Origin of the sequence: Treponema sp. OMZ 805, from assembly GCF_050937395.1 — a bacterium.
Classification (GTDB): Bacteria; Spirochaetota; Spirochaetia; order Treponematales; family Treponemataceae; genus Treponema.
This window is the reverse complement of the sequence record NZ_JACCLP010000006.1, coordinates 137,310-155,962: the sequence shown is the minus strand read 5'-3', so window position 1 is coordinate 155,962 and position 18,653 is coordinate 137,310. Positions and strand designations below refer to the sequence as shown.

13 protein-coding genes are annotated in these 18,653 nt (G+C 41.5%); 10 read left to right on the top strand and 3 right to left on the bottom strand.

The genetic code is table 11. The features are described 5' to 3' along the window. Positions 1-674, top strand: a 674-nt coding sequence (locus HGH47_RS06950; protein WP_432911237.1) for a helix-turn-helix domain-containing protein, incomplete at its 5' end; no start/stop codon positions are given. 136 nt (positions 675-810) lie between these two features. Here the strand turns inward: HGH47_RS06950 and HGH47_RS06945 are convergent. Next, positions 811-2,580 (bottom strand): ABC transporter ATP-binding protein, encoded by a 1,770-nt coding sequence (locus tag HGH47_RS06945; protein ID WP_212566222.1) that lies wholly within the window; start codon positions 2,578-2,580, stop codon positions 811-813. 251 nt (positions 2,581-2,831) lie between these two features. Here HGH47_RS06945 and HGH47_RS06940 point away from each other — a divergent pair, with 251 nt between their 5' ends. Then, the gene (locus HGH47_RS06940; RefSeq protein ID WP_212566223.1) at positions 2,832-5,033 is read left to right on the top strand and encodes a DUF262 domain-containing protein; all 2,202 of its coding nucleotides are present in this window, start codon (positions 2,832-2,834) and stop codon (positions 5,031-5,033) included. Positions 5,034-5,436: 403 nt separating this feature from the next. On the opposite strand, the gene HGH47_RS06935 is transcribed toward HGH47_RS06940, so the two are convergent. Next, positions 5,437-7,182 carry an ABC transporter ATP-binding protein gene (locus HGH47_RS06935; RefSeq protein WP_212566224.1) on the bottom strand — a complete coding sequence of 582 codons (1,746 nt, stop codon included), beginning with the start codon at positions 7,180-7,182 and terminating at the stop codon, positions 5,437-5,439. Between the two features lie 137 nt (positions 7,183-7,319). Beyond that, positions 7,320-8,291 (bottom strand): helix-turn-helix transcriptional regulator, encoded by a 972-nt coding sequence (locus HGH47_RS06930; protein WP_212566225.1) that lies wholly within the window; start codon positions 8,289-8,291, stop codon positions 7,320-7,322. Between the two features lie 728 nt (positions 8,292-9,019). Between HGH47_RS06930 and HGH47_RS06925 the strand changes: the two genes are divergently transcribed. From HGH47_RS06925 to cydC, 8 genes are all read left to right on the top strand, one after another. Then, positions 9,020-9,916: a helix-turn-helix transcriptional regulator gene (locus tag HGH47_RS06925; RefSeq protein WP_212566226.1), complete on the top strand. Its 897-nt coding sequence runs from the start codon at positions 9,020-9,022 to the stop codon at positions 9,914-9,916. 138 nt (positions 9,917-10,054) lie between these two features. Beyond that, the gene (locus HGH47_RS06920) at positions 10,055-11,602 is read left to right on the top strand and encodes an ABC transporter substrate-binding protein (RefSeq protein WP_212566227.1); all 1,548 of its coding nucleotides are present in this window, start codon (positions 10,055-10,057) and stop codon (positions 11,600-11,602) included. Between the two features lie 152 nt (positions 11,603-11,754). Next, positions 11,755-12,699: an ABC transporter permease gene (locus HGH47_RS06915; RefSeq protein WP_253715099.1), complete on the top strand. Its 945-nt coding sequence runs from the start codon at positions 11,755-11,757 to the stop codon at positions 12,697-12,699. Further along, complete coding sequence (locus HGH47_RS06910; protein ID WP_162662509.1) at positions 12,689-13,519, top strand: ABC transporter permease; 831 nt, start codon at positions 12,689-12,691, stop codon at positions 13,517-13,519. Before HGH47_RS06915 ends, HGH47_RS06910 begins: the two co-directional genes overlap by 11 nt. After that, positions 13,516-14,301, top strand: a complete 786-nt coding sequence (locus tag HGH47_RS06905; RefSeq protein ID WP_315449514.1) for an ABC transporter ATP-binding protein — start codon at positions 13,516-13,518, stop codon at positions 14,299-14,301. Before HGH47_RS06910 ends, HGH47_RS06905 begins: the two co-directional genes overlap by 4 nt. A 10-nt stretch (positions 14,302-14,311) precedes the next feature. Next, positions 14,312-15,091 carry an ABC transporter ATP-binding protein gene (locus HGH47_RS06900; RefSeq protein WP_212566232.1) on the top strand — a complete coding sequence of 260 codons (780 nt, stop codon included), beginning with the start codon at positions 14,312-14,314 and terminating at the stop codon, positions 15,089-15,091. 78 nt (positions 15,092-15,169) lie between these two features. Further along, positions 15,170-16,894 carry an ABC transporter ATP-binding protein gene (locus HGH47_RS06895; RefSeq protein ID WP_432911227.1) on the top strand — a complete coding sequence of 575 codons (1,725 nt, stop codon included), beginning with the start codon at positions 15,170-15,172 and terminating at the stop codon, positions 16,892-16,894. Between the two features lie 14 nt (positions 16,895-16,908). Next, complete coding sequence (gene cydC, locus HGH47_RS06890; RefSeq protein ID WP_432911224.1) at positions 16,909-18,573, top strand: thiol reductant ABC exporter subunit CydC; 1,665 nt, start codon at positions 16,909-16,911, stop codon at positions 18,571-18,573. The last annotated feature ends 80 nt before the right edge of the window (positions 18,574-18,653 follow it).

Here is an 18,653-nt window from a genome sequence, read left to right as displayed (position 1 = left end):
TCGACTATGCGCCGGACAATCGCAGGTACCGGTATGTGATCAAAAAAGATGTTCCTGCAAAAGTGATCAGTGTTCAGCTGCTGCCGGATTATTATGAAACGTATCTGAAAAAAGAGTTCGGCGTAAAAGGTATCGATTTGAAAAAGGAATTGCAGGTGTTTCCGCATGGCATTTTTATTCCCGAAATTGCGTCGATATTTAACCGTATCTGCATTTTCAAAGGCAGTAAAATCTCTACTCGATTATTTTTCAAAAGTAAGATAGATGAACTGACTGCAATCATTATTCAAAAAGCGGAAGAGCTCCGCCATGCGGATGACAGAAAGATTGCCGTTTCCGATAGATACGCTGTTGCAAGGATTATGGAATATGTGAACGCTCATTTGTCGAAGAACTTTTTATTGTCGGAACTGGCATCCGAAGCGTATATGAGTGTTTCAAAATTCAAATATGTATTTAAAGCAATTACGGGGCAAAGTTTTTCCGATTACATCACGCAAAAAAGAATGGAATTGGCATGCGAACTGTTGGTACAGAGTAATCTCTATGTAGCGGAAATCGCCTATCGGCTCGGCTATAAAAATGCAGGAAGTTTTTCCGTTCAATTCAAAAACTATACAGGTGTGCTGCCGTCGAATTATCGTTTAAACAGAGCTTGCGGCATTATAAGATAATAGTCGGTTCTGCAGAAATATCACTCGAGTCTTTTGAGATGCTTTAGTGGATATTTCAGAACAGTTGTGTATAGAGGGCAATCTACGGTATACGTAATGAACCATTATCATAAAATTACCCGTCGCGCCAGCCTCCTTACATCCTCCACCGTTCCGCTTCATATTGAATATTCCACAGCCTGCGGTACAGTCCGTTGTGTGCAATCAGTTCATCATGTGTACCTCGCTCGATGATTGTTCCGTTTTCCAGCACGAGAATCTGATCGGCGTTCCGTATGGTAGAAAGTTTATGAGCAATCATAATCACCGTTTTATTTTTCAACAGTTCTTGCAACGCTGTTTGGATCATCCGCTCGTTTTCCACATCGACGTTTGCCGTCACTTCATCCAAAAGAACAATCGGCGCATCCTTGATAATCGCCCGTGCAATGGATATGCGCTGCTTTTCTCCGCCGGAAAGCCGTGAGCCTGCTTCTCCGATAACGGTGTCATAGCCGCTTTCCATCGCTTCAATAAAATCCGCACAACCTGCACGCCGAGCCGCTTCTTGCACGTCCTCAACCGTCGCATCAGGCCGTCCTATTCGGATATTGTTCAGCACGGTATCGTTAAACAAAAATACATCTTGAAATACAAAGCTGATATTCTTCAACAGGTTTTCATACGACAGCGTTTTTATCTCCTTGACGCCGATGCTGATCGTCCCGTGTCCCTGCATAATATCCCAAAAGCGGGCAACCAGATTCGTAACCGTTGTCTTGCCGCTCCCCGAAAGTCCGACGAGCGCCGTCGTTGTTCCCTCCGGTACGCAAAAACTCACATCCCGTAATACCGGCGTTTGACTGTATGCAAAACTCACATGGTCAAAACAAATATCGAATTGCTTCAATTCTTCCGGCGCTTTGTTAGACGCACACATCAAATCGTGCATTTTAGGAATGTTCTTAATTTGATTCATTCGGTCGATGGACTGCTGCGTCATCTTGGAAAAGATACTGAATATGCCCATCGCTTCCGCACCGGTAAAAAGGCTGAACGAAGCAAGCATCAACAAAAATGTTTGCGGGAATGTAAAGTCCTTATACACCAGAAAAAGCCCCGAAAGAAATACGATTCCTGTGGTAATCAAGCGGAAGCATAATTGATAGATGCCCATCGGTGGGATATGCACAAACTCTCCTCGTACGGAAAAGACGCGGAGTTTTTCGTATGATTCTTGCGTTTTGGAAAATTGTTTTTCCGCCATATTGTAGGCTTTCAGTACATGTAGTCCTTTGATAAATTCAATCGTGTCTTCAGTTACCGTTCCGATTAATTTTTGCCGGTTTAGATTGAGCGCATCCTGCCGTGTGGCAAGATAGCGGTAGGCAAACCACGTCGGAATGAGCAGCGCAAGCACCAACAAGAAAATGCGGTAGTCAAATGAAAGGCAGATAATCAGTGCGATAACAAAGGTTGGAATGCCGACCGCAACTTTTTCAATAACGCCGATGCCTTCTATTTCCAAAAATGCCGCATCGGAGGTAATCGTCGAAACTAAATCGCCTACATTCTTTTCGTTAAAAAAGCCGAGCGAAACTTTTCGTAATTCCTTACCCAAAAGTTTGCGTTCTTCGGCCATGCACTTATACCCTGCACCCGAACGGAAATACGAAACAAGATAGCGCAGCACAATGCGTATAAGAATGCTTGCCGACATAACGAGCGAATAGCGAATCATTTCCTGTGCCGTTAACGTCTCCGTAACGTCAGGATTAAATTCCGGCATCCGCGCAGTAATATGAAAGGCGGTCATCAACGGAACTACAATCAGCCAGCCGTCAAAAAAACTTAACACGAGCGATGCATACAATTGCTTTTTTTGCCCGCCCATCAATTTAATAAAATCCCTTACCGTTTTTAACATGGCGCCTCCAACAGATTCCTCTGATTTTAATCATTTTCCCGCCCGGCATCTGTACAATCAACACAACATTGTCTTCCTGCAATATATTTTGGCTGACGACATAAGCGAGGGCAAGCAACTCAGGGTAGTAGTAAGATATGCTCATTTGTGATATAAGGTTAGTAGTTGTCTGGACTTATTTGATAATCGTACAGCTATGTTACTTTATAAACGTCGCGTTTGCTAACCCGCAAACGCAAGGAAAAACAATTATGCAAACAGAGACACATTCCATTCATGATATTTTAGCGAAAAATGCAACCTCATTTTTTATTCCTCCATTTCAAAGAGCTTATGCATGGGGCAAAACAGAAATAGAAAGGTATTTTAGCGATATTATCAGGATTATTAATTCCGAACTTGATACGGCACAATCCGATAAACTTGAACACTTTTTTGGAACACTCGTTATAAAGGAAGAAAAAGCAGGATTTGTGAATAAGTCCATTGTTGTTGATGGGCAGCAACGATTAACCACGACACTGCTCTTTTTGATTGCTTTACGAGATAATGAACCCAACAAAGAAAATAGAGGCTTTATTACTGATACTTATTTAACTAATAACGCATCATCTTTTCAAGATAAAATAAAATTAAAGCAAGTTTCAAAAGATTGGGATGCCTATCGTGCATTGATAAATGGAACAAGTGCAAAACCCGGTATAATAAAAAATGCGTATGATATATTCACTAAACTAATAGCAAATATAAAAATATCACGTCCTGAAATTACATTGGAAAAATATATTGTAGCCATCCAACGGCTTAATGTTGCCGTTATTTTCTTAGATGAAAGACCATTTAAAGGTGAAGACCCGCAAATTATTTTTGAAACGCTCAATTCTTTAGGAAAACCGCTCACTCTATCCGATTTAATCAGAAATTATGTCTTGCTCAATATGGACTGTACGCATCAAGCGATCATGTATGAAACAATTTGGTACCCAAAAATTGAACTACAATTAGCCGGTAGTACGTCGGACTTTTTTCGAGATTTTTTACAGTATAAAAAATCTACTTCTATAAAAGTGGTAAGTGATAATAACACAAAAGAAATTTATGCAAACTTCAAAAACTTTGTCGAAGAATCGTATGCTAATCATAAAGCTTTTATTGACGACATCGTAAAGTATGTAAAACTTTATACTTGGATTATACAAGCAGAAATCACTGATACTATTTCACCAGATAAAATAAAAGACAGTCAAATAAAGGAACTGTTGAGGAATATTTTTCATGATATAAAAACCGAAGCATTTAAACCGTTTATCCTTGGACTGCTTTATTATCATCAAAATCAAACAAGCACTATCATATTTAGTGATGATAATTTTATAGCGATATTGCAAATCATTAGAACGTATCTAATACGGAGACGAATAGCACGGCTAACGCAAGGAGAAAATAAAAATATCGTACTTCTCTGCAATCGCATACATGATCTCGTGCAAAAGAAAATTGAAATGATCGATTTATTATCAAGTATGTTTTATAAAATGAGACTTCCGAATGATGATGAAATGCGGCAAGTCTTGATGATTTCAAAATTTTATGAAGATTTTAAAACGTATGGAAAATTTATTCTGGGAAAAATAGAAGAACACAATGCAAAAGTCCCGGTTGATTTTAGAAATGCTAAAATCACGATAGAACACATTATGCCGCAGACACTCAATGATGAGTGGAAAACAATGCTTGGAAATAATTATGAAGAAATATATAAAAAATATTTGCATAATATTGGAAATCTCATTCTAACAGAGTTTAATAGTGAAATAGGGAACAACCCCTTCAAAGATAAGAAAACCAAACTGCACACCTCTTCTTTATATTATAGACTGGAAATACTTAACAATGATGTTTGGAATGAGGATAGTATAAAACAACACCAGTCAAATATGATTAATTGGTTCTTGGAGACATTCCCATTACCTCAACAATATCAAGCAGCTTCTAACTATGATAGAAAAAAACCTGATGTCACAACCTTTTCCCCTATAGACGACGATGCCGGTGATTGGGCAGAGGGGAATAAACCGGCAAAAATGATAATCAACGAGAGCGTTTTTAATGTCTCGACTTGGCAAGATGTATTTATAAAGTTTATCACATTTATGAAAGAAGATAGCAGATATGATTTCCAATTTATCCTTGATAATCAAACTGACTTATTCAATCGCGAAGGTGTAATTCTACACTGGGGTTTATTAAAAACGATTATAGACAAGAATATAGATCTGACCACCCGATATAAATCATTTGATGGGCTATTCCCGGATAAAATCTCAAATATTAAAGGCGATATGCTGTTTATTCATACCAATATATCCGCAGCAACATGTATGACTCGTATTGCAAGCGTTATGACCAAGTTTGATATGCCGAGAGAATTTGTGATTATTACTTTAAAGTAATATAGATTTGCTACGGATTTTGACGACCTCAAATATTTCTTGTTTTGATACCGCTTCAGCAATATGTATGTAGGAGTAATTTCTATTTCTTTTCATCGTAATACACCGTATAGAAATTGCCTTTTGTGTCCGTACTTTGTTCGATGTTTTGACTGTCGCCATCGATAACGATTTATATTTTTCTATTCAGTTGGAAGATCTATTCGCCAAGGATGGCAATCGTTGATGCGGAATCGATGTTTGAGGCAAAGCCGAAAACTCGCCGTCAAGGAAGCTGTCTTTAGTATTTAACGCTTGATAAAAAATCAACAGTATCTGTCAGCTACTTGAGGGATATACCCGCATTCAAACTTTTTACCATAGCCACTGAATTTACAGAAAGGACTTCACAGTCTCACCGTTTTTAACATACCGATTCCCCTATTACCCTTTCCAGCTTCCAGTTCCGGCTTTGCTCGTGTGTGTCCCACAGCTTTGCATACAGCGGCGAGGTTTTCAAAAGTTCGCTGTGTGTTCCCGTTGCCGCGACCGTTCCGTTATTCATCAAGATAATTTGATCACAGCCGGTAACCGTCGACAGCCGGTGAGCAATTAAAATAAGTGTCTTATCTTTACACAATTGTTCAAGCGACTTTTGTATCTTTTGCTGATTTTCCATATCCGCATAGGCGGTCGCTTCGTCAAGAATTAACACCGGTGCGTTTCGCAATAGAGCACGTGCAATAATAATCCGCTGCCGTTGACCTCCCGACAATTTTGCACCATCATCTCCTGCACTCGTGTTGTAGCCATTTTCAAACGCAATGATAAACTCGTGACAATATGCATTTTTTGCCGCTTCAATCACTTCCTCATTGGATGCATCGGGCTTCCCAAGCCGTATGTTTTCCATAATTGTCATGTTGAATAAAAAGGTGTCCTGCGTTACATAGTTGACCCGCTGCATCAGCTGATCCAAAAATAAATCTCGATACGCAACACCGCCTATTGTTATACTTCCTTCCTGTACATCCCAAAAGCGTGCAATAAGATTAGCGACGGTCGTTTTACCGGAACCTGAATGCCCGACAATCGCAGTCTTTGTTTTTTCAGGGAACACAAGTGAAATATCATGCAGCACCTGCACATCTTCATACGCAAAAGAAACATGATGCAGTGCAATTTCGTTATTCGGTATTTCACCGACGGCTGTATCGGGTTCTTGTAATTCAGGAGCAGAGAGAACTTCGTTGATGAGGCGTTCGCCGTTTTTAATGTAATAAAAGTTATCCATAAATTCCGTGAACTTTAAAAGAGATGTACCGATTCCGACGGACACCAACACGGAAAATAAATATAAGTGCGCGCTCAAACTTCCGGCGCAGTATAAAAAGCCGCCGACGCTCAGCACGCTCGCTAAAAGCGAGGAGAGCATAATGATTGAAGGGGAGGCGGCAATATACATTCTGTTATAAAGATGCAGCGTTGCGGTTTTATACTCGTCGATGGAGGTGTCATATTTTGAAAGCGCCGCATCTTCCCGTCCGAAAATTTTTATTTCTTTATTCCCACGAATATATTCGATAACGCGCCCGTTCATCGTTTCAAGCATTGTATAATAGGTTGCGGCAAACTCGTTCATAATGCCGATATACATCGGAAGATAGAAAAGCAAGGTCAATCCCGCAGGTACCAATAGTGAAAGTCCCATCCGCCAATCAAAGCTGAAAAGCAGCGCAATAATACTGACCGGTAGCAGCACGTTTGAAGTCGTTTCGGGGATTGCATGTGCAAGCGGATATTCAAGCCGCTCGATGCTGTCGATCAGCAAACTGTGAAAGTAGCCGCTCCCCTTTGTCTGCGTGTAGCCGAGCGGCATACGCATCATCTTTTCCGTGACGGCAAGCCGTATTTTTTTCAAAATGGAAAACGCCGTCTTATGCGAGATCGCAGTCGAAAGACAGTGCATCAGAATTTGAAGCGAGAGCGCAAGAAAAATCAGCAGCGCATATTGCAGCACTGTCCGCTCACTGCAGCCTTGCACAATATCAAGCAGCAGCCGGTACACCAGATAATACGGTGCAAGGCCGAAAAAAACCGACCCGATTGCCAACGCCACGGAAACGCCATAAATCGGAATATGTTCTTTTACAAAATCCTTAAATCGCATGGTTTGTTTATACGTCTTTTTGAATGAGCTGTCCGTAATACCGGTAAAAGTTTGTCTGATGGCGATATATTTTGGCTAAGAGCGAAATGATGGCAAGTTGTACTATAGGACATCTTCTAAAAAATGCTCGTCAACTGTCATTCCCCGCACTTCTTCCCCCTCATCTCTCTTCGTAATTCGCCGGGACTAACTCCGTAATATTTTTTAAACGCAGTTTGAAAATACCCGTCGCCGTAATAGCCAACCTCACGGGCAATCTGTGTAATCGACACATCGCTGTTCTTCAAAAGCTCAACCGCTTTATGCATCCGCACATTTTGCACATACCCATTAACCGTAGTATGGTTGGTTTCTTTAAATCCCGTTACCAGTTTTTCTCTATTTAACGCAAATTGTTTCGACAACGCCTGAATCGTCGGCGGATTCACCGCGTGCTTTTCAAGATACACACGCAATGCATGCAAACGCGCTTTATCATCCGCTGATAAATGCACCGTCCGTTTTTCCGTATGCGAATAGATATAGTCAAAAAGATACACAAACGCTTCCAACGCCTTCGCCTGTATATACAGCACGAGCACATCACCCGTCAGCGTACAGTTTTTCAGCTGCTCACAGATCGCGGATATCTGCGGAATATGCAGCGGAGCAGGATTAAGAACCGCCGCCGCACGTTCCCAAAAATCATCAGGCAGTGCGATAGGCAGCGTTTCAAAAAACTGAGGACGATACGAAAACCCTGCATTGACAATCCGTACGTGCGGGTTAATCCGTTTAAACCCATGAAAAATCGGTTCGTTCACATAGACATTTAATCCGTAGTCCACCGCATCCGGCAAAGGCTTTCGGCATGCATCATACACTTCCACCGAACCCTCGTAATACCGTCCGATCTCAATTCCCCGCTCGTCAACCGACTCCTCTATGATACACGGCCGCTCCAGCGTGCAGTCGGACACAATCCCCATTGCAGTTCGCGTATTCCCCATAATAGTAAAACCTCTCGTCCCCAGCTCAGGCGACGCCGTGTACCGAATACACCCCACTTCCACTTTCTTTTCAAACCCCAGCCGCTCCCAATCCTTCCAATAATCTTCTATTGTTCTCATAGTGTTCTCTTCATTATGGAAACCTCTAAAAGCCAACCGAGTTTTTAGAGGAGCCCTTTACAGCTTCTTCGATTGTAGCGTATTTTTTATAGATGGATAAGGAGGGGAAAGTCTCCCCGAATAAAAGCTTATGCCATGGACGGCACAAAAGAGATTATGCGCGATGTTTTTGTGCAACAAAAACTCGTGCCCATCATTTTACACGGACGTAAAATGATGGGCACCGCTCCATAAAAGGCCGCTGCTTCTGTTGTTTTGTAACAAGGATTTTCGGTACCCTCAAATCTTGTTCCTGCGGTATCCGCGCAGCAGTCTTGTTATTCCCACGGAAATCAATTTTCACCTCTTTCATAGATTTTGGAGCCGAAACCACCGGAAACCCATTAAAAAAGCGCATCATTCTTTCTAAAAACATCATAGAAACGGTTACATTGCACTATCATTTTTCAAAAATTGATTTCCGTGTGTTATTCCGCTACCCCCTCGTCTCATCAATGTGAAATATGGTATATTTTGTGTTTTTTCATATACTTTATTATGGCGCAGAGCGTTCGGCAAAACTATACATCCGTGTATAGTTTTGACTGCAAGTTGTAGCTCTGCCACGACATTCCTACTCTGACAGAATGTCAGTGCTTCTAAAAGGAACGGCGGGTATGAAAACCTCCGCATAAATAACGTAAGCATTTCAGAATGAAAAAATGTGGTTTGAAGCATGAGGAAAATAAATGAATAAAACTGCCGAATATAAAACAGCCGTGATACAATTGTATAAGGGCGTTAATCTTGAATTTTATGATACCGAGACCGATGAAGTATATTTTCTTCGCGGAAAACCGCGTAATGTATTTAGAATCGATTATTGCAAACAAGGTATTTTGGAAGGTGAATTTGAAAATAAATCTTTTTCATATTTAGGCGAAAAAGAAGCGGCAATTAATTACGAAAAACTTGCACTGTTAAAAACATATTTTCCACTGAGAATTTACAAAGGAGTAAGCATTTTATTTTTTCTCGATGAACTGGATGAAAAATTTGCCGCCGTAACGGAAATCTTTGATATCGATATTAATAAGATTTGTGCAAAATTGGATTTAAAAAACGGATGGTATAAACTGAAACCGGAATCGGAAATTACAAAAATTTTAGATGCGTTATATGTAAACACGGATATGCACGATCATATTTATTTTCAAATTAAAATACTTGAAATTCTTCATTATTTGAACAGGCTTGGTCTATCGGCATACCGGACAGAAGAATTTTTTTCAGGCTATAATATCAATAAGGTAAAAAAAATTCATGCCTTTATTGCCGATAACCTTGATAAGAATATTTCATTTCAACAGCTTGTAAAAACGGAAGGGATAAGTTACACAATTTTTCAAAAATTGTTCAGACAAATATACGGCGACAGTCCGTATTCCTATCTAAAAAAATATAAACTAAAAACGGGAGCGTTTTATATTTCTTCTACAAACAAAAAAATAGCGGAGATAGCGGCTGATTTGGGTTATGCAAATGCGAGTAAATTCTCCGATGCCTTTAAGTCGATATACGGGCAAACACCGCTGCAGTACAGAAACACCCTTACGAACCCTGCTAAAAACGATAAAAATTCATAGAATCTTCAAAAGTATTTTTCAAAAAAAATATCAAAATGGAGTATTTTCGCTCAAAATGGAGTGGAAAGAAAAATCATTTTGCGTATAGTAAGTTGAAACTAACTTCTATTTATATGTTTTAAGGACGGTATAACTTCTATGAAACGCTTGCTATTGGGGATTCTTTCAATTGTGCTGCTAATCTCATGTACGGTAAAAAGCGAAACACCCACGGATACGGAACAGACCGTGCTGAAAATAGGCGCCATAAAGGATTTTAAACGGTCGCTTGAAGGCTCGACGTTGGTATTTGATACGCTTTTGCAAATGACACTCGATTACAAACCGCTTCCCAATATCATTACCGAATGGACGCGGAACGATACGGCAACGGAATACCATCTTACCATACGGGATGATATTCTTTTTTCCGATGGAACTCCGCTTACCGCGCAAACCGTAAAATGGGATATCGAAAACGTTGCGCCGATAACGTACTGCGTATTTTCATCCCTGTTGAAAGAGGTCAGCATAACGGATACGACGCATTTAAAAATCAGCTTGACTGCTCCGTATTATTTTCTGCCGCAGGATCTTGCGTTAGTAACGGCGATAAAAGAAAACGGAGTTGATGAGGCGTTAAACATTACCGATTTTATCGGAACCGGCGCATATATTTTGAAAGAATACGACGAAGGTCAGTCGGCTTCTTTGATAAAGAATGAGAACTACTGGAATAAAGCGGCAGCGCCTTCAATTCCGCAAGTAGAGTGGCTTGTGATCACCGACGACAATGCACGGAATTCGGCTCTTTCGTCAGGGCAAATCGACGTGCTTGGCATAAGTGAGCATTATCTTTCGATACAGTATCCGTTAATCGATGATTTAATAAAGGCAAAAAAGATGAGCTTTTTTGAAGAACCGAAAGACGCTTTTACTTCACTTATGACTATCAGCTTTAATTGGAAAGAAGGTTTTTGCAGCGATAAAGCGTTGCGCGAAGCGCTGGAATACGGAATAAACCGACAGGCGCTCGTTGATACCGTTTTTTTTGGCATACCTCAGGCATCGGGACATCAATTTAACCCTGCATTTACCGATGGACCTCAAAACGAAAAACCATATACCTATAATCCGGAGTTTTCAAAGGCGCTGCTTGCCGAAGCGGGTTATCGGGACAGCGATAACGACGGTGTACTCGAAAAAGACGGAAAAAAAGTTTCGTTAAAATTTTTAATTTCTTCAAAAGAAGATTACCAACGCGATTTGGCCGTTTTTATAAAATCGGAATTGCATAAACTCAGAATAGATTGCGAAATTATTCAGGTTACCGGTGAATCAATGAGGGAGCATTTTAAAACCGGCAATTATGACTTGGCTGTTTCTCATCCGTGGTATGAACCGATCATCGGTACCGTAACCTATTTTGGATTTGATGATAATTATACCGACTACGGATTAAGCTATGCCATTAATGCAAAGTCTGTGGAAGCGGCGCGCGCTTTGGTCGAATCGGCAACCGAAGAACAAATTAAAACCTACGCGGGAGCATTATGGAAAGAACAATACGAGCAGTGCGTAACCCTACCGTTATGTACCAGTTCCCGCATGGCAATTTTTAATCCGCGTTTTGAAGGCTTCCGGTTTAACGGGAACGTATACCGCATCGATTTAAGCGGCGTCAAACTCCGTACCGAAAAACGGTAGTGGTGCAGCGCTGCCGATTGGAAAATGCAAGAGCATCTCTAAAAGCACTGATTTGCATGTCCGTGTTAGCGAATATGATGATTACTTTCTTACAGGATAAGCGATAGACTTATAGTTTTTGAAAGATGCTCACAAAAGGAAAAAAATGTTTTATGAGTCCGTTACATGTATTTATCAGAAAATTAATTATGATTATACCGACGGTACTGTTGCTGTCTTTTTTAAGTTTTTCCGTAATTTATTTTGCGCCCGGCAGCGCAGAAAAGTTGTTGCTGAATGCAAAAAATGCACGGGGCTTTATAAGCGACAAAACAGTAGACGTATACGGCAAAAAGCTCGGACTCAATAAACCGTTCGGCAGGCTGTATGCGCATTGGTTATGCAGTTTATTAAAAGGAGATCTCGGTACATCGTATTTGACAAACAAACCGGTTTCCGGCATTTTTATAAAACGTTTTTCGGTTACTTTTAAACTCGCATTGTTAAGCCTGCTGATTTATTCGGCATTGGGTATTCCGATCGGAGTGCTCGCATCGGTAAAAGAAAATATACTGTGCCGTTTCTTTTTGCAGCGGTGGCGTATCATTTGTATGTCGATACCGTCATTTTGGATTGCCGTTATTTTGGTTTGGTTTATTGCGAATTATATTCCTGTTATTCCTACAATAGGTTATCACGGAATAAAAAGTTTAATAGTTCCTGCTTTTTTACTGGGCATTATGTCGTTTTCCAATTTAACCTGCGTTATTCAAAGTAAAACTCAAGCGGTGTTAAGTAAGTCGTTTATCATCTTAGCGGGAGCGCTCGGCATTCCGCAAAAGATCATTTTTATAAGGCACGTGCTTAAAAATATCGCAGCCCCTGCAATTGCAGTAGCCTGCATCGATTTTAGCGGATTTATCGGCGGAGCAATTTTAATCGAAAATATCTTTTCTATTCCCGGTTTGGGGCTGATGCTTGCCGAAGCGCTCAATGTAAAAGATTACCCCGTTATCGCAGGAACACTTTTTTTGTTGGGACTTTTTATCAATCTTTTAAACTTCTTTGCAGAGATGGTATATCTTATAATCGACAGACGAGGTATTTATGAAAACTAAAAAGAATTGCAAAGTTCGTATTATCGTCTATTCGATATTGAGCTTTGCCGTTCTTACGGCAGTGGTATTATCCGATATTGCAGCTGCTCCGGAAATACATGCCTCATTGGAACACAGATTTTTGCCGCCGTCGATACGGCATCTATTCGGTACGGATGATTTCGGTCGGGATGTTTTTTTAAGGACGCTGCAAGGGTTCAAATACACTTTTTTTATTGCACTCACTGCTCAGGTTTTCAGTTTTTTATTAGGTGGGATAATCGGCCTTTTTGCAGGATATTACGGCGGACTGTTCGACGAAATACTGTATTATCTTTGCAATATCATTCTATCGTTTCCAATGATTGCCGCCGTTATCTTTTTTTCCGCTGTTTTCGGAAATTCCGTTTTTATTTTAATCGTCTTATCGATTGTTTTCGGTATGATATTTAATATAAAGGTAGTCAGAAGCGAAATAATGATACTGAAGCACAGCGATTTTGTTACGGGATTAAAAATTATCGGCGCTTCCGATTTGTTTATCGTAACGAGGCATCTTTTAAAGCCTGCGTTTATGCTACTCTTACCGACGTTTCCGCTCATCTTGGGGCACATCATTATCGGCATTTCCGCATATTCATTTTTGGGTTTCGGTGTGCAGCCGCCTCATCCTGAAATAGGCTTGATGTTAAAAGAATCCATTCGGTTTATCAATTATGCGCCGTGGCTGATGGTTTGTCCGGGATTATTTCAATTCTCTGTTATCCTCATCTTTGCCGATTTATCCGAAGCCGTTCAAAATTTTATGCAGTACGCACGGGATGTCAGGAGAAAGATATGACGGATGCCGTTTTAAGCATACGTGCGCTGACAGTCGATTTTGTAGTCGGAGAAGAAAAAAAACGGATTATAAAAAATATTTCTTTAACTGTTAAAAATGAAATATTTGCGATTATGGGAGAAACAGGCAGCGGTAAGTCTGTTCTTGCAGCAAGCATTCTGGGGATGCTGCCTTCAAATGCAATAATCGAAGGTACCATTTTTTATAAAGGTAAAGCGATTTCCGGTTTAACGGAAAAGGAATATAACACCATTCGCGGAAAAGAAATAGCATTGGTGCCGCAAATTTCTGCGGACTCTTTAAACCCGCTGTTAAAGATTAAAAGTCAACTTGCCGTACCGATTACGGTTCATAAAATTTGCAAAACGGCGGATGAAGTATATTCCCGTTCCTGTGCATTACTGAAAAGTGTGTCGCTTAATCGGGATGTATTAAATCTATATCCGTTTCAATTAAGCGGCGGGATGCAGCACCGCGTTTTAACTGCGCTCGGCCTTTCGTGTAAACCTTCCGTACTGATTCTTGACGAACCGACCCGCGGAATGGATATGATGTTGCGGAACGAATACGCTGCGCTGATTAAGTCGATTTACGATACGGAGCATATTGCAATTATTTTTATAACGCATGATTTGGAACTTGCGCATAAACTTTCTCACCGCTGTGCGCTTATGTATAACGGGGCAATTGTAGAAGAAGGAGAAACGCAATCGGTATTCAAAGACCGTCGCTCTTCTTATTTTCGTTCTTTGATGGCAGCGATGCCGCAAAATCTTATGTGAAGGCGATAGTATGGAATATATTCTCCAATGCAGCGCTCTTTCAAAATCATTCCGCAGCAATACAATACTTGGGGCGTCCGCTTCTATTTTAAAAAATATCGATTGCGGTATTGTACCCTTTTCCGTCACCGGCATCACCGGAGAAAGCGGCTGCGGCAAAACGACACTTTCACGCTGTATTCTTAATTTGATAAAACCCGATAGCGGAATCGTTTTGATACACGGTAGGCCGGTTTGTGCATACGGCCGCAAAAAAGAATTTTTCCGCACCGTACAAGCAGTGCAGCAAAATCCCGAATCGGCGCTGGATCCGGATTTTACGGTACAGCGCAGTTTGGAAGAAATGTATACGCTCCATAAGGAACGCTTTGCTTCAAAGCAGGTGTTTTTGAAGGAATTGGAGTCGTTATGTAAAGATGCCGGAATTGCATACGACGAATTGGACAGACTTCCGTATTGTTTTTCAGGCGGTCAGCTACAGCGTATTTGCATTATCAGAGCGGTCATTATAAAACCGGAAATTCTGATTCTTGACGAACCTACTTCGATGCTTGATGTTGCCGTTCAGGCGCAAATCTTGTCGCTACTCTCAAAGCTAAAAGAAAAGTATAAATTGACGTTAATTTTGATTTCGCATGATCTCAATATAATCGAATATTTCTGTGATTATTTGATTGTTATGCGGGCAGGCAGCATTGTCGAATCGGGCGTATGCAAAGAAGTATTTGCTCATCCGGCACACGAGTATACGGCAGCTTTATTGAAAAGCAGAAACTTACATTTGAACTAAAAAGAGTTCTATTGGGCATCTCTAAAAATCTAACGGAAGTTTTTAGAGGTTCCCTATTGTGATTTGGAGAAAATAGTTATGATGATTCACAAACGGGTGATGGAACTGACGAAAAGTGTGCGTACCGGTATTGTATGCAAAGCCTTGATAGGGGTTGCCATTTCTGCGACCTATATTGTGCAGGCGGCGACGCTGGGCACGATCGTCGGGCTGTTGTATAAACGGGCTGCATTTTCCGCACTGCTACCGTATATAACATATCTGGCAGCAATTATCGGTACGCGGCTTGTATTAATCTATATAAATTCCGTGTATGGAAAAAAAATTATCGGCACGGTAAAAAATATACTCAGACGGCGCATTTATGCAAAGCTGCTAAAACTGGGACCCGCATTTTTGGATGACGAGCGTACCGGTACATTGGGCTCGACAATGGTAAGCGGTGTCGATTATTTGGAAGGTTATTTGACGCTGTATCTGCCGCAGGTGCTGGTATGCCTTATTGCTTGCTCTGCAATGCTTGTCTATATTTTTTCAGTGCATTATGTGCTCGGGCTTATTGCGTCTGTAGCATTGATTATCGTACTCATATCTCCGATCGTATTCGGGAAAGTATTGTCGGAATCTTCCAATGCGCATTGGGCGGCGTATCAGGAGCTGACGGCAGAAATATTAGACGGTGTACAGGGAATTGTAACGGCAAAGGCAAACAATGCGCAAGAACGAATCGGCAGCGTATTAAAAGGAAAAATGAAAACGCTTTTTTCCGAAACGATGAATAATCTCAAAGTCAATTTAACGGAAGTGGGGATTGCCGGATTTGCTTCGGGCGCAGGCGTCAGTTTCACCCTTGCGGTTGCCGCTCTTCTGGCGGTAAAAGGGAGTATTCCGCTTTCTTCGCTTTTGGTTCTGCTTTTTATGACGAATGAAGTGTTCAGACCTGCGGCCGATTTAAGTGCGTATTTTCATCAAGGCTTTATGGGCATTACTTCTTCAGGCAGTATTTTTGCACTGCTCGACGAAGAAGAAAAAATACACGATACGGGGACAAAAACACTCGATGTAAAAATGCCGAGCGGTTTTGAAATTGCGTATACGGATGTCTTATTTTCGTATAACGAAAATGAAGCTCCCGTTTTTGAAGACATGAATTTTACGGTCAAAAAAAACGAGCGGCTTGCAATCGCTGGAGAATCGGGAAGCGGAAAAACAACTCTTATCAATTTGTTGCTCCGCTTTTATGATCCGCAGGCGGGACGTATCGCCATCAACGGAATCGATATACGGGATCTGACGCTGAAATCGCTCCGCAGTTTAATTTCCGTTGTTTCGCAGGAAACATATTTGTTCAACGGTACGATAAAAGAAAATCTGCTGCATGCAAACGAAACGGCTGATGACAGTATGGTAATCGAAGCATGCAAAATTGCGCATATCGATTCGTTTATTCAAAGCCTGCCTGAAAAATATAACACGCGTGTCGGGGAACGGGGGCTTAATTTTTCAGGAGGACAGCGGCAGCGTATTGCTATTGCACGTGCCGTGTTGAAAGATGCGCCGATTATCGTACTGGATGAAGCGACCTCCGGTGTCGATACCGAAAACGAAAATGAGATCAAACATAGTCTTTCGGTGTTATTAAAAAACCGTACGAGTATTACCATTGCCCACCGTTTAAATACAATAGAAGATTGCGACCGCATTTTGGTTTTGCGGCATGGCCGGATTGTCGAAGAAGGAACTCATCATCAGCTGTTTGGAAAAGACGGTTATTATAAAAAACTGGTACAAGCACAGCAGTAGAAAGGAGCGAAGAAATGTTCGAAAAATATAAACCGCTTTTAAAATTGATCGTATATATCAAAGAGTATAAAAAAGAATTCATGATTTCAGTGCTGTATGGAATATTGAATAGTGTTTTTTCGCTGCTGACGGTATTAACCGGAGCGTATATTACCTCGGCGGCACTGTCCCGTGCGAGTGTTCAAACCGTGCTGTATTTGTTTATCCCTCTTTTAGGGTTTATATGCGGAAAAGCGCTTTTTTCTTTTTTGGAAATGTACGAATGTCATCTGGTTGCTTACAAAATTATAGAGAAAATACGGGGGCTTTTATACGATGCAGTTTCGGCATCGGCGCCTCAATCGATGGCAAAAACACGGTCGGGGAACATAACCGCTGCTATCGTTGAGGATGTGGAAGCAACCGAAATCTTTTACGCTCATACCGCAGGTGCGTATATCGTTGCTGCCGTATGCACCGTACTGTATCTGACGACTCTTGCGTTTCTCTCGTTGCGTATTGCCGCCGCCGTGTGCGCTGCTTGTATCCTTGTTGCAGCAGTACCGTATTTTTTCAACCGTGTTACCAAAAAAACGGGAGAGGAAATACGGGAGGGCGCGGCGGCCGTACATGCGGAAGCGGTGGATACCGTTCAAGGGTTGCGTGAAATTTTGATTTTTGGAAAAGAGAAAAAATATATCGAAAAGGTCGTACGGGATACGCTCAGGTTGAACAAAAAAGAAAGGAAGGATGGGCGATTTAAGGGTATGCAGGGGTTAACCGTCAATCTGATTACCTCCGCTGTATTGATTGCGTCGCTTTTATTCGCCCATACAGAAGTTATTGCCGGAACATTGCGGCCGGAAACGGTTTCCGTCGTGATTGTTTTTTCGCTGTTTGCTTTTATACCGGTGATGGGTGTTTCGGTAACGGCGGGAGCGATGAATATTTCCAACGGAGCGGCAAAGCGGATTTTGAATATTCTTGAAGAAACACCGTCTGTTACCGATACCGTACCGTATATTCCGCAATCCGAACTGCACCTTGCAGGCAGTATCGAGTTTAAGGATGTGCGTTTTTCTTATGAAAAAGACCGGGAGGTACTGCACGGTATTTCTTTTTTCGTGCAGGCGGGAGAGAGCGTTGCCATTACCGGAGAGTCGGGAGCGGGGAAATCGACGATAGCGGCTCTACTGATGCGTTTTTACGATCCCGACAGCGGCGCGGTATATATCGGCGGAAAAAATATCAAAGCATTGAATCAAAAATCCGTGCGGGATATGATTGCGTATGTGCCGCAGGATGTATATCTTTTTAATAAAAGCATTAAAGAAAATATTGCGCTCGCCTGTCCCTGCGCTTCCGATGAAGAGATAAAAGCTGCAGCGCAGATTGCAATGGCGGACGGCTTTATCGAAAAACTGGAACACGGATACGATACAAATGCGGGCGAGCGCGGCGTACAGCTTTCAGGCGGGGAAAAACAGCGTATCGCCATTGCCCGCGCCGTTTTGAAAAAATCTCCCATTTTACTGATGGACGAGGCGTCTTCCAATTTGGACAGCGAAAGCGAGGCCTTGTTTCGGCAAGCGTTGAACAATATTCGCAGAGGTAAAACTATCCTCACAATTGCGCACCGTCCGTCTACTATAAAAGAAGCGGATAGAGTTATCCGAATCGATAACGGACGGATGGTATAAAAAGTTAAAAGACCGAATATCCCCTCTCTGGATAAACAATCTTTCCAATAATCTTCTATTATTCTCATAGTGTTCTCGTC

What these genes read in the sequence shown, in the direction of transcription:
- HGH47_RS06910 (WP_162662509.1), top strand. Translation starts at nt 12,689, where the DNA reads ATGAAAACTAAAAAGAATTGCAAAGTTCGTATTATCGTCTATTCGATA.
- HGH47_RS06900 (WP_212566232.1), top strand. Translation starts at nt 14,312, where the DNA reads ATGGAATATATTCTCCAATGCAGCGCTCTTTCAAAATCATTCCGCAGC.
- HGH47_RS06945 (WP_212566222.1), bottom strand. Translation starts at nt 2,580, where the DNA reads ATGTTAAAAACGGTAAGGGATTTTATTAAATTGATGGGCGGGCAAAAA.
- HGH47_RS06925 (WP_212566226.1), top strand. Translation starts at nt 9,020, where the DNA reads ATGAATAAAACTGCCGAATATAAAACAGCCGTGATACAATTGTATAAG.
- HGH47_RS06930 (WP_212566225.1), bottom strand. Translation starts at nt 8,291, where the DNA reads ATGAGAACAATAGAAGATTATTGGAAGGATTGGGAGCGGCTGGGGTTT.
- HGH47_RS06920 (WP_212566227.1), top strand. Translation starts at nt 10,055, where the DNA reads ATGAAACGCTTGCTATTGGGGATTCTTTCAATTGTGCTGCTAATCTCA.
- HGH47_RS06915 (WP_253715099.1), top strand. Translation starts at nt 11,755, where the DNA reads ATGAGTCCGTTACATGTATTTATCAGAAAATTAATTATGATTATACCG.
- cydC (WP_432911224.1), top strand. Translation starts at nt 16,909, where the DNA reads ATGTTCGAAAAATATAAACCGCTTTTAAAATTGATCGTATATATCAAA.
- HGH47_RS06935 (WP_212566224.1), bottom strand. Translation starts at nt 7,182, where the DNA reads ATGCGATTTAAGGATTTTGTAAAAGAACATATTCCGATTTATGGCGTT.
- HGH47_RS06940 (WP_212566223.1), top strand. Translation starts at nt 2,832, where the DNA reads ATGCAAACAGAGACACATTCCATTCATGATATTTTAGCGAAAAATGCA.
- HGH47_RS06895 (WP_432911227.1), top strand. Translation starts at nt 15,170, where the DNA reads ATGATGATTCACAAACGGGTGATGGAACTGACGAAAAGTGTGCGTACC.
- HGH47_RS06905 (WP_315449514.1), top strand. Translation starts at nt 13,516, where the DNA reads ATGACGGATGCCGTTTTAAGCATACGTGCGCTGACAGTCGATTTTGTA.